13 protein-coding genes and 1 tRNA gene are annotated in these 12,027 nt (G+C 58.8%); 5 read left to right on the forward strand and 9 right to left on the reverse strand.

The features are described from left to right. Window positions 1-11: 11 nt before the first annotated feature. Both BLU46_RS14545 and BLU46_RS14550 read left to right on the forward strand, forming a co-directional pair. Window positions 12-701, forward strand: a complete 690-nt coding sequence (locus tag BLU46_RS14545; RefSeq protein ID WP_026078053.1) for an ABC transporter permease — start codon at window positions 12-14, stop codon at window positions 699-701. Beyond that, entirely contained in the window at window positions 682-1,896 is a 1,215-nt protein-coding gene (locus BLU46_RS14550) for a methyltransferase (RefSeq protein ID WP_093202786.1), read from the forward strand. Before BLU46_RS14545 ends, BLU46_RS14550 begins: the two co-directional genes overlap by 20 nt. 242 nt (window positions 1,897-2,138) lie before the next feature. Here BLU46_RS14550 and bcsQ read toward each other — a convergent pair whose 3' ends face one another. Beyond that, window positions 2,139-3,080: a cellulose biosynthesis protein BcsQ gene (gene bcsQ, locus BLU46_RS14555; RefSeq protein ID WP_093202790.1), complete on the reverse strand. Its 942-nt coding sequence runs from the start codon at window positions 3,078-3,080 to the stop codon at window positions 2,139-2,141. Window positions 3,081-3,452: 372 nt separating this feature from the next. Between bcsQ and BLU46_RS14560 the strand changes: the two genes are divergently transcribed. From BLU46_RS14560 to BLU46_RS14575, 3 genes are all read left to right on the forward strand, one after another. Further along, a complete protein-coding gene (locus tag BLU46_RS14560) occupies window positions 3,453-3,689 on the forward strand; it encodes a DUF2790 domain-containing protein (protein ID WP_063033525.1) in 237 nt (78 codons plus the stop codon). Window positions 3,690-3,857: 168 nt separating this feature from the next. Next, window positions 3,858-3,933: transfer RNA gene (locus BLU46_RS14565), tRNA-Thr, on the forward strand. Between the two features lie 682 nt (window positions 3,934-4,615). After that, a complete protein-coding gene (locus tag BLU46_RS14575; RefSeq protein ID WP_063033563.1) occupies window positions 4,616-4,897 on the forward strand; it encodes a DUF3077 domain-containing protein in 282 nt (93 codons plus the stop codon). A gap of 167 nt (window positions 4,898-5,064) precedes the next feature. Here BLU46_RS14575 and BLU46_RS14580 read toward each other — a convergent pair whose 3' ends face one another. The 8 genes from BLU46_RS14580 to aguB all read right to left on the reverse strand — a co-directional run bounded on the left by BLU46_RS14580 (window position 5,065) and on the right by aguB (window position 11,707). Next, window positions 5,065-5,775 carry an SDR family NAD(P)-dependent oxidoreductase gene (locus tag BLU46_RS14580; protein WP_063033564.1) on the reverse strand — a complete coding sequence of 237 codons (711 nt, stop codon included), beginning with the start codon at window positions 5,773-5,775 and terminating at the stop codon, window positions 5,065-5,067. A 31-nt stretch (window positions 5,776-5,806) separates the two neighbouring features. Next, on the reverse strand, window positions 5,807-6,457 hold the full coding sequence (locus tag BLU46_RS14585) for a DsbA family oxidoreductase (RefSeq protein ID WP_063033565.1): 651 nt from the start codon (window positions 6,455-6,457) through the stop codon (window positions 5,807-5,809). Next, window positions 6,454-6,669 carry a tautomerase family protein gene (locus tag BLU46_RS14590; protein ID WP_003218111.1) on the reverse strand — a complete coding sequence of 72 codons (216 nt, stop codon included), beginning with the start codon at window positions 6,667-6,669 and terminating at the stop codon, window positions 6,454-6,456. Before BLU46_RS14590 ends, BLU46_RS14585 begins: the two co-directional genes overlap by 4 nt. Window positions 6,670-6,870: 201 nt before the next feature. Beyond that, window positions 6,871-8,166 (reverse strand): OprD family porin, encoded by a 1,296-nt coding sequence (locus tag BLU46_RS14595; RefSeq protein WP_063033566.1) that lies wholly within the window; start codon window positions 8,164-8,166, stop codon window positions 6,871-6,873. Window positions 8,167-8,438: 272 nt separating this feature from the next. Next, window positions 8,439-9,146, reverse strand: a complete 708-nt coding sequence (locus tag BLU46_RS14600; protein WP_093202795.1) for a DsbA family protein — start codon at window positions 9,144-9,146, stop codon at window positions 8,439-8,441. A 113-nt stretch (window positions 9,147-9,259) separates the two neighbouring features. Beyond that, on the reverse strand, window positions 9,260-9,472 hold the full coding sequence (locus tag BLU46_RS14605; protein WP_017478139.1) for a hypothetical protein: 213 nt from the start codon (window positions 9,470-9,472) through the stop codon (window positions 9,260-9,262). Window positions 9,473-9,715: 243 nt separating this feature from the next. After that, complete coding sequence (gene aguA / locus BLU46_RS14610) at window positions 9,716-10,822, reverse strand: agmatine deiminase (RefSeq protein ID WP_093202804.1); 1,107 nt, start codon at window positions 10,820-10,822, stop codon at window positions 9,716-9,718. Between the two features lie 6 nt (window positions 10,823-10,828). Beyond that, complete coding sequence (gene aguB / locus BLU46_RS14615; protein ID WP_093202809.1) at window positions 10,829-11,707, reverse strand: N-carbamoylputrescine amidase; 879 nt, start codon at window positions 11,705-11,707, stop codon at window positions 10,829-10,831. Between the last annotated feature and the right edge of the window lie 320 nt (window positions 11,708-12,027).

The raw sequence follows: 12,027 nt of genomic DNA on the forward strand, positions 1-12,027 counted from the left end.
TCGACCTGGGCCTGAACTGGGCCGTCATCATCAAGTGGCTGCCCCGGTTGGCCCAGGGCGCGACCCTGACCCTGGAACTGGTGGCCATCGCCGTGATCGCCGGTCTGCTGCTGGCAATCCCGTTGGGCATCGCGCGTTCTTCGCGCCTGTGGTACGTGCGCACCCTGCCCTACTGCTACATCTTTTTCTTCCGGGGCACGCCGCTGCTGGTGCAATTGTTCCTGGTGTATTACGGCCTGGCGCAGTTCGACGCCGTGCGTGAAAGCTTCATGTGGCCGTACCTGCGGGACCCGTTCTGGTGCGCCACCGCCACCATGACCCTGCACACCGCCGCCTATATCGCCGAGATCCTGCGCGGCGCGATCCAGGCCATCCCGCCGGGTGAAATCGAAGCGGCGCGGGCGCTGGGCATGTCCAAGCCCAAGGCGCTGTTCTATATCATCCTGCCACGTGCGGCGCGCATCGGCCTGCCGGCCTACAGCAACGAAGTGATCCTGATGCTCAAGGCCAGCGCCCTGGCCAGTACCGTGACCTTGCTGGAACTGACCGGCATGGCCCGCACGATCATTGCCCGCACCTACTTGCCGGTGGAAATCTTCTTCGCTGCCGGGTTGTTCTACCTGCTGATGTCGTACGTTTTGGTGCGCTTCTTCAAGCTGCTGGAACGCTGGTTGCGGGTCGATGCCTGCCAAGGGCGCTGACGCCGTGTTGACGGGTGAGCCGTTGCTCGCCCGCTTCCAGGCACTGGACGCGTTTCTCACCGAGCATCAAGGGCTGTGGCGACCACGGCCCTTTACCCACCTGCAATTGCCCTGGGAAGCGCAGCATCCCGAGCTGGCCAACTGGCTGCGCCAACGCTCGCTGGCTGAGGCGGAAAGCAGCCATAACCAACCTCATAACCTGCCGGCGCCCGCGCCGTTTCCCGAGCTGGCGGCCCAGTCGCTGAGTCTCGGTGCTGTGGATAACTTACCGTTCACTGCGCTACCGGCCGCCCACCACCGCTTAAACGTCGATGTACCCGGCCGCAAATGGCAGCAGATAGAAGCCTTCGGCGCCGCCCTGCAATTTTCTAAAACACCCCAACACTGGCTCGACTGGTGCGCCGGCAAGGGCCACCTCGGCCGCCGCCTGCTGCAACCCGGGCAGCAACTGACCTGCCTGGAATATGACCCGGCACTGATTGCTTCAGGCCAAACACTCAGCGAGCACCATCGATTGCCCGTCACCCATCGCCTGCAAGACGTGATGGCCGACGTGCAGATCAGCCGCGACCAAACCCCGGTCGCGCTGCATGCGTGCGGCGACTTGCATGTACGCCTGCTCCAGCTGGCCAGCGCCGCCGGCTGCCAGCAACTGGCTGTGGCGCCCTGCTGCTACAACCGCATCCGCGCCGAGGAATATCAGCCGCTGTCGATTGCGGCCCAGGCTTCATCACTACGTTTATCAGTGGAGGACCTCGGCCTGCCGCTGAGCGAAACCGTCACCGCCGGCGCGCGCGTACGCCAGCAGCGCGATACGTCGATGGCCAGGCGGTTGGGCTTTGATGTGCTGCAGCGGCAGCTGCGCGGTTGCGACGAGTACCTGCCGACCCCGTCATTGCCTGCAAGCTGGCTGACCAAGCCGTTCGCCGACTACTGCCGGGAACTGGCTGTGCTCAAGGGATTATCCACAGGCGAGCAGGATTGGTCGGTTCTGGAGGCTCAAGGCTGGCAGCGCTTGGCTCACGTGCGAAACCTGGAATTGCTGCGTGGTTTGTTTCGGCGCCCGTTGGAAATGTGGCTAGTGCTGGACCGGGCATTGTTGCTCGAAGAAAACGGCTACAGGGTTCAAGTCGGCAGCTTCTGCGAAACACCGCTGACCCCGCGTAACCTGATGCTGCTTGCCGAGCGCAATTAAAGGGCAATTTGTCGCAGCGTGCCCTGTGGATAAGTCTGTTGATGGAATTCTGTTGCGAGCCCTGGCGGCAAGCTTTACAGGGCAAAATGCTGACTGGTCATTTTTTATTCACAAAATAAAACGCACGCAAAACAGGCAGTTGTAGCGTGATGAGAACGCCTCCGCAAAATTGCTGTTTCGTGACAGGTTGAACCAACCGATTGTGCATAAGCATCTGGCGTTAGCGGCATAACCCGGTCTTTTCAGCGGGTAATCAACAGGCGGCAAAGCTCGTTGATATCGTCACAGGCCATGCTTGCGGCGTCGCCATCCAGCGGGTCGCTGCCAAAGGCCAGAGCCTCGCTGATCGCCGAATCCCGGTGCACCACTTCCAGCAGGTTTTCACCCAGGCGCTTCTTGAACACCTCGACCATGTCCAGGCTGAAGCCGGAAGTCTCGTCGAGTTGGTTGATCACAAAGTGGCACCGCAGCGCCGGCTGACGATCAACGTGTGGCGCCAGCAACTGCTCCATCTGCTCCAGAGTGCCGAGGGAGGCCGCATCCGCCTGGGCGATGACCAGCACCACATCGGCCACGTTCAGTGCCTGATGCAGGTAGACGTTGTTGCCCGCCGGGGTGTCGATGATCACCGTATCCTGCTCGCTCAGACCGAGGGCCGAGAGGTGCTGCGCCAACCACTGGGGTTCCTGCTTGAGCCAACGCTGCAGGTCTTCCTGTTGGCGGATATCGGTTTCGCCAAAAGTGATCACCTGGCAACCGGCGAAGCCCGAATGAAGGATCTGGCTCCAGCGCTCGTTCTGCAGGCTGGTGCGCCCGATGCCGGGCAAGCTGTGGCTCAGGCCAAAATGGTGATAGAGGGCATTTTGCGGGTCCAGGTCCAGCGCCACCACCGACCGCCCCAGTCGCTGCAAACCGCTGCTCAGCGCCGTGGCCAGGGTGCTGCGACCGACGCCGCCGTTGACCGACACCAGCGCCACCACATTCGCACGAATGGTCGCGGCTTCGCGGGACTGCTCGTTGGCACAGGGGGAATGCCGGGAGAACGACGCGCCGCTGCCCATGTTGAGACTGGCGCTGTCGTCGATGGGCATGTCTTCGAAGAATTGCAGCATCGAATCCATTCCCTGGACATCATTGGCAGTTGTCTTATTAAACAACTCAAAAAGTTCGTCAGTACGGCTCATCGCCAACACTCCATCACGACGCATCTTAAAGACGTGAAAGGTCAGCTGTACTGATGCTTACCGCAGGTCTTTTTGTGGGCGCCTTTGTGTACGCATTCTGTGACAAAGGAATGAAAGTGTCATTATTTTGGTGTTTCTGAAGAAATCTTTACGACGAACGGTAAATGGTCAATTTAATGACTAGTCTTCGCCGCATCGGAGAATGTCCGCAAATACCTCTGATGGCGGTGCTCGTGTATCAAGTTGTATGAAATCCATCTCCTATACATGCCGAGGCAAAACCCCGAGGTGCATGACACAGGGCGGATACCTCCCAGGCGCTCAATAGGCTCCAACGCAACACACTCCTATTGGACCTCAGAGGACACCACCATGAACCGGAACACCTTCATCGCCAGCGGTTTGTTTGCCTTGCTCAACATCGCCGCCTTCTCGGCCCAGGCCGAGGCCAGCCCCAAGCTGGATATTCAGCAAGTGCTGTCGACCGTGGACGATGGCGGCGCGGCATGCGGCGTGGTGAATGCGCGGATGACCTACCTGGATTCCCATGGGCAGAAGCGGGTGTTTGAGTACATGAAGTTTGCGGATTCGTGTAACGAAGGCAGCTGATCGATGCACATTCTTATACGGGCTGACGCTGGATGGCCTTCGGGCTGAGGAAGCCATCCCCAGTGGTCAAAATGAGCTGGATGCAAGAAAACCTCTGTACCTGCAAAAATAGTCAGAATTCAGGGGTTTACAGGAGCTTGCCAATCGCTATAATCGTCGCCCTAACACGCCGGTATAGCTCAGTTGGTAGAGCAACTGACTTGTAATCAGTAGGTCCCGGGTTCGACTCCTGGTGCCGGCACCATATAAAACGAAGCCCTCGCAGAAATGTGAGGGCTTTGTTGTTTCTGGGGTGTCCCTACCGCAGATCCTGATCTGGCAGCCTCACTACTTTCCTGCTGATCACCTACCTGCTCCCACGCCCCTCTGCAAACCTTTCGAAAGCCCCGACTCCTGTAACCACGCTCGCATCGATCTTTGTATGCGAGATTTTGGGTTTAGGCGGAACCGTGCAGAGCGATAAATAAATCCGGCCCCTTCACGCTTAAAAAAGCATACCGCACGAGCAGCATGATTTTGCGTCCGGAACGGGCGGTAGAAATGGCGCACCAGCCCTTCAAGCTCCGCTTCCTGAGAAAACGCGACAGACTCATCTTCCCATCCCCAAAACCGAACATTGCGGCAGCAAAACCAAACAACTATTTCCCCTGTTGCGCCCACCCCACCACCACGCTACCCTCCTCCGGTCGCTGCAAATTCAGCGACCGGGCCTGATAACCCGGCAAGATGCAGGCGCAACAGCGCCCCACAACCACGATGTGCAGGCGTTTTTTTACGCCCACCATTTCGTGCAATGGCGGCTGTGCGTGGGAGACCTTCGGGTCTGCCGGGTTCCTGTATCTCCGGTTTATCAGCCTGCGCACAGCTGCCACCCATTCGCCTGATAACGAACGTGGTAGCTCTCACTTGATATGGGAGTTTTACCGATGAGCGCTCCAAATCCGTCTGGCTTCACTACCCTCGGCGTTACCCCTTTCTCGTTTCACTCTGATCAGCCTTTGTTCCGCGTTAACAGCGGGGTTTCCCTGCGGGAAGCGCTGTCTCACGTTTCCGATTTGCTGCATGTGGCCAAGCTGCTGGCAGAAGATGCGGCGATGATTCGGAATACGGACCGATACGCCTGGGCTTCGCACTATCTGCAAGAGATGAGCAAGGCGGTGATTGATGATGTGGTGAAGGTGTTGGAGTCGCCGGGCAATAATCTGTAGGTGTGTCAGGTTGTGGATGTGTTGGCTGGGCCATCGCCATCGCGGGCAAGCCCGGCTCCCACATTTGATCTTTGTTGTTTGTTCTAGAGTGCCTGGCTTGAAGCCGTCACCCACGAAAACGCCCCGAACCATCACGGTTTGGGGCGTTTTTTATTCAGCCGTATCGCTTAGTGCCCAGCACTCTGCCCACCATCCACATGCAGAATTTCCCCTGTCACAAACCCAGCCGATTCCAGGTAGACAATCGCCTGCGCAATATCCCGCGCCTCTCCCATATGCCCAACCGGATGCAGGCTTCCCAACGCCGCATGCGTCTCTTCGCCATGCATCGGCGTCTTGATAATCCCTGGGCTCACCGCGTTCACGCGAATCCCGCGCTTGGCGTATTCAATCGCCAGGGATTTGGTCGCCGAGTTCAGTCCGCCTTTGGTCAGCGAAGCCAGCACCGAGGGCACGCCATCAATCGCGTGGTCCACCAGGCTGGTGGTGATGTTGACGATGTGCCCGGCGCCCTGTTTCAGCATCTCGGTAATCGCCAGTTGGGTGATGTAGAAGAACCCGTTGAGGTTCACGGCCAGCACGTTCACGTAGTCTTCGTGGGTGTAGCTGGTGAAGGGTTTGGCGACGAAGATGCCGGCGTTGTTGATCAGGCTGTCGATGCGGCCAAAACGCGCCACGCCTTCGCGGATCACGCGCTCGGCGGTGGCCGGGTGGGCGATGTCGCCCGCCACGGTGAGGATGTCCGGATCCGTCGACGGTTTGATCGACCGGGAGGTGGCAACCACGCGGTAATCCAGCTCGCGGTAAGCCTTGACCGCAGCCGCGCCGAGGCCTTGGGATGCGCCGGTAATCACAACGACTTTTTTCGAATTGCTCATGATGAAACCTCTATATAGAAAAGGGGATGGTTCAAGCAGCCGCGGCGGACATTTCCCGCAGCATCTGTTCGTAGTAACTGACGGATTGCGATCCGGAGACCAACTGGCGGCCGTTGAGGACCATGGCCGGTACGGAGTTGATGCCGTGCTCGCGGTAGAACGCTTCAAGCTCGCGCACTTCATTGCCGTAGGCGGCAGAGCCCAGCACCCGTCGTGCGCCTTCGATTTCCAGCCCGGCTTCGGCGGCTAAACGGGCCAGGGTTTCGTGGTCGCTGACGTTTTGGCCATCGGTGAAATACCCATGCAGCAGCGCCTTTTTCAGCTCGATCTGTCGCCCTTGCTGCAACGCCCAAAACAGCAACCGATGAGCGTCGAAGGTGTTGTAGAAGTGGCTGCGTTTTTCCAGGTCGAAGGTGAAGCCGATCGCCGCGCCGCGCTCCATCAGCATTCTCTTCCCGCTGGCAACTTCTTCAGCGCTGCGCCCGTATTTGCGCATCATGTGGGCGACGGCGTTTTCACCTTCGGCCGGCATGTCGGGGTTGAGTTCGAAGGGTTTGAAGGTCAGTTCAACCTTCACTTCGCCCGCCAGGTTGTCGATGGCTTGTTCCAGGGCAGTGGCGCCCAGGGCGCACCATGGGCAGACCACGTCGGAGATGAAGTCGATGGTGACGGGCGTGCTCATGACGGATTTTCCGCGAGCTGCTTGCGGTACTGGGTGGTGGTGATGCCGGCGTAGCCCCAGTTATCGGTGTCGACTTCCTCGATGACGATGTGGGTCAGGTCGGGGCGTTTGTTAAGGACGCGCTCGAGGGTTTCGGTGATTTCGGCAATGACCTGGGCTTTCTGCTCCGAGGTGACGCCGTCGCGGGTGATACGTACGCTGACAAATGGCATGGCAAGGCTCCAGTGACGTGCCCATCGGTGTGGTGGGCAGGCAGTGAGGCCAATTTATGAGGTTGCTTGAAGTGGATAAAGGTGGAGCGGAGTACTTCATTAGTGATGCGGTGTAATCAATAGCCCGAACCGCAGGCATAAAAAAACCCCGAACCAGTCGGGGTTTTTTATCGCCTTGAATCAGGCGCGACGCCGAATCAATTAGAAAACGTTGATCGGGTAGTCGGCGAACAGGCGGATTTCGTTACCACCCACGTTGTAGTTGCTGGCGTTGTTGGAAACGCGCAACCACGACGCACGGGCACGCAGGCTCAGGTCTTTAGCCGGGCCGCTTTGTACCACGTATTTGAACTGATTGAAGATCTCACGCTCGGTGCCACTGCCGCGGTTGGAACCGTCGTCAATGTTGGTGCCGCGCACGTAGGCGATGTTGTAGGTCAGGCCAGGCACGCCGAAGGCGCTGAAGTCCAGGCCATAGCCTGCTTGCCAGGAGCGCTCGTCCTTGCCGTTGAAGTCAGACCAGTAGGAGTTGGCCAACAGGATGGTGTTGCCACCGTCGCCGATGCCGCTGTCCTTGGTGTTGTTGCGATAGCCGCCGTACAGGTAACCGGTGTCACCGGTGCTGCGCTGGTGGGCCAGGGTGAAGCTGTGCGGGCCAACGGCCCAGGTGGCGCCGAGGCTCCAGATGTTGTTGTCACGGGCGTCAGCATCGCCTTGGGTCAGCTGGGCGAAGCTCTTGTCCAGCTTGGTTTTGTAGCCGTTGAAGTCGAAGGTCAACGATTGTTTTTCTGGCAGGGCCAGCACGTAGTTGACGTTGACGTATTGTTTCTTCAGCACGTCTTCCATGTCGGAGGCGTACAGTGCAGCCGACAGGCTTTCGGTGAATTTGTAGCTGCCACCGATGTAGTTGATGCTTTTCAGATGGCCGCTGTCGCTGCCTTCAGCACCCTTCTGGGCTTGCTTGGTGAAGTGACCAGCGTCCAGTTGCAGGCCAGCGATCTCTTTGGAAACGATCGAAGTACCTTCGTAGGTTTCCGACAACAGACGGGAGTTGTCGTATTCCAGGACCGGCACGGCTGGCATCTGCTGACCGTATTTGATCACGGTGTTGGAGATGCGCGCCTTGACGGCTGCGCCGCCCTTGGCCAGGTCGCTTGCCGCTTCGCCGCTGTCGCCTTGCTTGAAGAAGTTGATGCCACCCGCGCCGCTGCGACCTTTACCACCATCCAGGCGAATGGCGTATTGACCGATCACGTCCACACCCACACCGACGGTGCCTTGGGTGAAGCCGGACTCGAACTTGCCGATGAAGCCCTGGCCCCATTCGGCTTTGTCTTGCTTGCCGTTTTTGTAGTCGCGGCTGATGTACGCGTTGCGTGCCGCGATGTTCAGGTGGCTGTCTTCAACAAAACCCTTCGATTGGGATTGGTCGTCAGCCATTGCTTGCGTAGCGCTCAAAATCCCCAGAGCGATCAGCCCCATCCGTTGCTTCAACATTTTCTTATATTCCTTATTACTGGTTGAGTACGCGCTGTGACACCAGGCTCCGTGTTGCTTTTCTGGTGTCGACTCTCCCAGATAAAAAAAGGCCCGCGGACGACTGAATATGCCGCGGGCCTTTTTTTATTGGAGAAGTCATGGCGGTTAGCCACAGGCGTTGGGGCGAATCCTATCCGCGCCCTTTACTGTGTGTCAATTTCGTGAATCTTCTGTATTTAGGCTAAAAAAGTCTAAGAAACATTAAATAGCCATCATCGCGCAAGGCTCTATCAAGCGCTTCTTGGATCTTCACACCCCTGCAGGCCACACATTGGTGCACTCGATTGGGTGGGTTGAATCGAAATTGCGACTCTTTGTCTCAGCCATTCAGAAAAGGCTTCGGGCTTGCCCAGCCAAGGGCTGATGTCGAGCAATTGCAGCTGGCCATTCTGCTCCAAGGCCAACGTGGGAAAGCCCTGGCCGCCGATTTTTGCCAGCCATTGGCGGCTGTCGTTGATGTGCGCTTGAGTTTCAGCACCCAGGATTTCATTGAAGGCGGCGTTGAAGGCACGGGGATCCAAACCGATGGATTCGGCCAGGGTCAGCAGCACATCGTGATCGGCGATTCGGCGACCTTCGACGTAGTGGGCCGTTTGCAAACGTGCCAGCAGTTCAAGGCCTCGACCTGCGATTTTTTCTGCGGTCAGCACGGCGCTGATCGGCGGGGCGGAGTCGAACACCGCGTCGTGGTCCCGCAGCAGGCCTTCGAAATACGCCTCGCCAAACGGTTGCCCGGTGTACTCGGCGATGCGCCGGTCATGAGGCATGACGTAGTCACGCAACTGTGGCGATACGGATTGGCGATTGGCGCCGGTCATCATGCCGCCGCCGTGCAACTGGATCGGTAACACGCTGCGGGCGGCGTTCAGCAGCGGCTCGGCGCCGTAACACCAACCGCACAGCGGGTCGTAAATGTAGTGAAGCGTGGCTGCCGACATGACGGGCTCCGATGGACGTTGATGCCCGCCAGATTAGTCTCACGCACAGTTAGGAAAAACCCTGGATTGGCTTTCAGACTGTTTCGAGAATCGGTCGAATATCCCTCTCCTCTTCAGTCTTGCATCAACTCACACAACGCCTGCACTTCATCCTCGCTGAACAACCCCACCGGGTACCGTTCGCTCATCACCCGGCGCGGGTCGGGCGTCCTGATCTGCCTCGAACCGTTTTCCTTCAACCAGAGCGCCAGCGCATGAATCGCGTCACCGTTCACCCGCAAAGGGTGGAACGTGCGCGTGTACATCAGGTTGATATCGGCATTCATTTCAGCGCTCTCTCCGACTGCTTGAGCGGCTAACTTACTCAAGGTTTATGACAGAACCGCTTAGTCATACACCGTGCTCTATGTCCCAACAGCGATACAAGAGCTATGCCAATGTGCCCGGTTTGTGGGGACCTGGACACAAAAAAGCCCACGAACCTGACGGGCCGTGGGCTTGGTGTGAGCGCGCATACCGTAGCGCGCTCGATTGCCGTTCAACCCGGCATCAGGCTGTTACAAGTGCACTCAGTTTTTGTGCGGGGCCGGCTGTTGCTGGGTCAGGCAGTGGATATTGCCGCCCCCCAGTAACAGTTCGCGGCCCGGCACCATCACCACTTCGTGCTGCGGGAACAGGCTCTGCAGGATCTCCCTGGCGCGGCTGTCCAGCGGGTCATCGAAGCTCGGCGCGATGATGCCGCCGTTGACGATCAGGAAGTTGACGTAGGAACCCGCCAACCGCACCGTGGGATTGCGTTCTTGGGTGCCGTCTACCGGGTCGACACCGGCGCATTCTTCCTCGGTGGCGTACAGCGGCCCCGGGATCGGCATTTTATGCACTGTGAACGAGCGGCCCTGGGCGTCGGTGCTGCTTTGCAGCACGTCCATGGCGGCATGGCAGCGTGCGTAGTTCGGGTCTTGCGGCTCGTCGGTCCAGGCGAGCAACACTTCGCCCGGGCGCACGTAGCAGCAGAAGTTATCCACATGCCCGTCGGTTTCGTCGTTGAACAGGCCATCCGGCAGCCAGATGATCTTATCCACCGCCAGATTGGCGCTGAGTACCGCTTCGATTTCCTCACGCTGAAGGTGCGGGTTGCGATTGCGGTTGAGCAGGCATTCTTCGGTGGTGATCAGGGTGCCTTCGCCGTCGACGTGGATCGAACCGCCTTCCAGCACAAAACCCTCGGTGCGGTAACGCGGGCTGCGTTCGATCTCGAGGATCTTGCCGCCCACCTGGGAGTCGCGGTTCCACGGCGAATACAGGCCGCCGTCGAAGCCGCCCCAGGCGTTGAAATCCCAGTTCACGCCACGCACTTCGCCGCTGTTGTTGATCAAAAAGGTCGGCCCGGTATCACGTACCCAGGCGTCGTCGCTGGACATTTCCACTAGGCGGATATTCGGCACGTCCAGGCGCGCCCGGGCATTTTCGTACTGGCCGGCCGAGACCGCTACGGTCACCGGCTCAAAGCGTGCAATGGCCTTGGCCACCGCCACGTGGGCGGCTTGCGCTGGCTTGCCGCCCAGGCGCCAGTTGTCCGGACGCTCGGGCCAGATCATCCAGGTTTGGGTCTGTGGCGCCCATTCGGCAGGCATGTAGAAGCCGTCGGCGCGGGGGGTGCTGTGCAAAGTGGTCATGGCGATTCAGGACTCCAGGGAACCGTCGAGGGTTTTAAGCGCACCATACAGGTTCGGACGGCGGTCGCGGAACGAACCCCAGGCGCTGCGGATGTGTTCAAGCTCATCGAGGTCGAAGTGGTGCACCAGGATGCCCTCTTCGGTTTCGTTGAGTTCTGCAACTTTTTCGCCGAACTGGTTGGCGATAAATGACGAGCCATAGAAGGTGATGTCGTAGCCGTCCTGCTCTTCATTGCCGATGCGGTTGCTGGCGACCAGCGGCATCAGGTTGGCACCGGCATGGCCTTGCTGTACCCGCTGCCAGTGGGCGCGGGACGAAATTGTCTTGTCATGGGGCTCGCTGCCGATGGCGGTCGGGTAGAACAGGATTTCCGCGCCTTGCAGCGCCATGCTGCGGGCGGCCTCCGGGAACCACTGGTCCCAGCAGATGCCCACGCCGATCTTCGCGTAGCGGGTATTCCACACCTTGAAGCCGGTGTCACCTGGGTTGAAGTAATACTTTTCATGGTAGCCCGGGCCGTCCGGGATGTGGCTTTTCCGATAAATCCCGAGGTTGGAGCCGTCGGCATCGATGATCGCGATGCTGTTGAAACGCGCGCGGCCGGCCAGTTCATAGAAACTGATGGGCAGCACCACCTGCAATTCCCGGGCGACTTTCCGGAAGTGCTTGATCGCGATGTTGTCTTCAACCGTGGTCGCCAGTTGCAGGTAGTCCGGGTTCGGCTTCTGGCAGAAGTACGGCGCCTCGAACAGCTCCTGGATCAGGATGATCTGCGCGCCCTTGGCTGCGGCCTCACGCACCAGCCTTTCAGCGGTCTCGAGATTGGCTTCAAGGTCCCAGGAACAGGCCATCTGGGTCGCGGCAACGGTAACGATACGGCTCATGAATCATCTCCTCGGCGGCGGGCAAGTGGACGCCTTTATAGCGGATAAAAATCGGCTTTTGAAGCTAATAAATATCCGTTTATCGAAAAATGTTCAAAGTTTACCGATAACAATCGAGTTTATTGTTATAGCCCCCTCCCCGGCCCGACGTGCGGGCATGGCAGACTGGCGCGATGAATCAACGTGGCGAGCAACATGTGACGCCCCCCGGAGTCTTTACCAGGCGCTTATATCGCCATTCGCTTATATCGCCATTGTTGACGGAGGTTATGCAGCCCCGCAAATGCGGTGTTTCGGCACGCAAATTGCCATCGCCCCTT

Origin of the sequence: Pseudomonas yamanorum, from assembly GCF_900105735.1 — a bacterium.
Taxonomy (GTDB): domain Bacteria; phylum Pseudomonadota; class Gammaproteobacteria; order Pseudomonadales; family Pseudomonadaceae; genus Aquipseudomonas; species Aquipseudomonas yamanorum.

Bases quoted from the DNA above. Each gene is read 5' to 3' on its own strand.
- BLU46_RS14560 (WP_063033525.1), top strand. From the start codon at position 3,453: ATGAACCGGAACACCTTCATCGCCAGCGGTTTGTTTGCCTTGCTCAAC.
- bcsQ (WP_093202790.1), bottom strand. From the start codon at position 3,080: ATGAGCCGTACTGACGAACTTTTTGAGTTGTTTAATAAGACAACTGCC.
- aguB (WP_093202809.1), bottom strand. From the start codon at position 11,707: ATGAGCCGTATCGTTACCGTTGCCGCGACCCAGATGGCCTGTTCCTGG.
- BLU46_RS14575 (WP_063033563.1), top strand. From the start codon at position 4,616: ATGAGCGCTCCAAATCCGTCTGGCTTCACTACCCTCGGCGTTACCCCT.
- BLU46_RS14580 (WP_063033564.1), bottom strand. From the start codon at position 5,775: ATGAGCAATTCGAAAAAAGTCGTTGTGATTACCGGCGCATCCCAAGGC.
- BLU46_RS14590 (WP_003218111.1), bottom strand. From the start codon at position 6,669: ATGCCATTTGTCAGCGTACGTATCACCCGCGACGGCGTCACCTCGGAG.
- BLU46_RS14585 (WP_063033565.1), bottom strand. From the start codon at position 6,457: ATGAGCACGCCCGTCACCATCGACTTCATCTCCGACGTGGTCTGCCCA.
- BLU46_RS14600 (WP_093202795.1), bottom strand. From the start codon at position 9,146: ATGTCGGCAGCCACGCTTCACTACATTTACGACCCGCTGTGCGGTTGG.
- BLU46_RS14605 (WP_017478139.1), bottom strand. From the start codon at position 9,472: ATGAATGCCGATATCAACCTGATGTACACGCGCACGTTCCACCCTTTG.
- BLU46_RS14595 (WP_063033566.1), bottom strand. From the start codon at position 8,166: ATGTTGAAGCAACGGATGGGGCTGATCGCTCTGGGGATTTTGAGCGCT.
- aguA (WP_093202804.1), bottom strand. From the start codon at position 10,822: ATGACCACTTTGCACAGCACCCCCCGCGCCGACGGCTTCTACATGCCT.
- BLU46_RS14550 (WP_093202786.1), top strand. From the start codon at position 682: ATGCCTGCCAAGGGCGCTGACGCCGTGTTGACGGGTGAGCCGTTGCTC.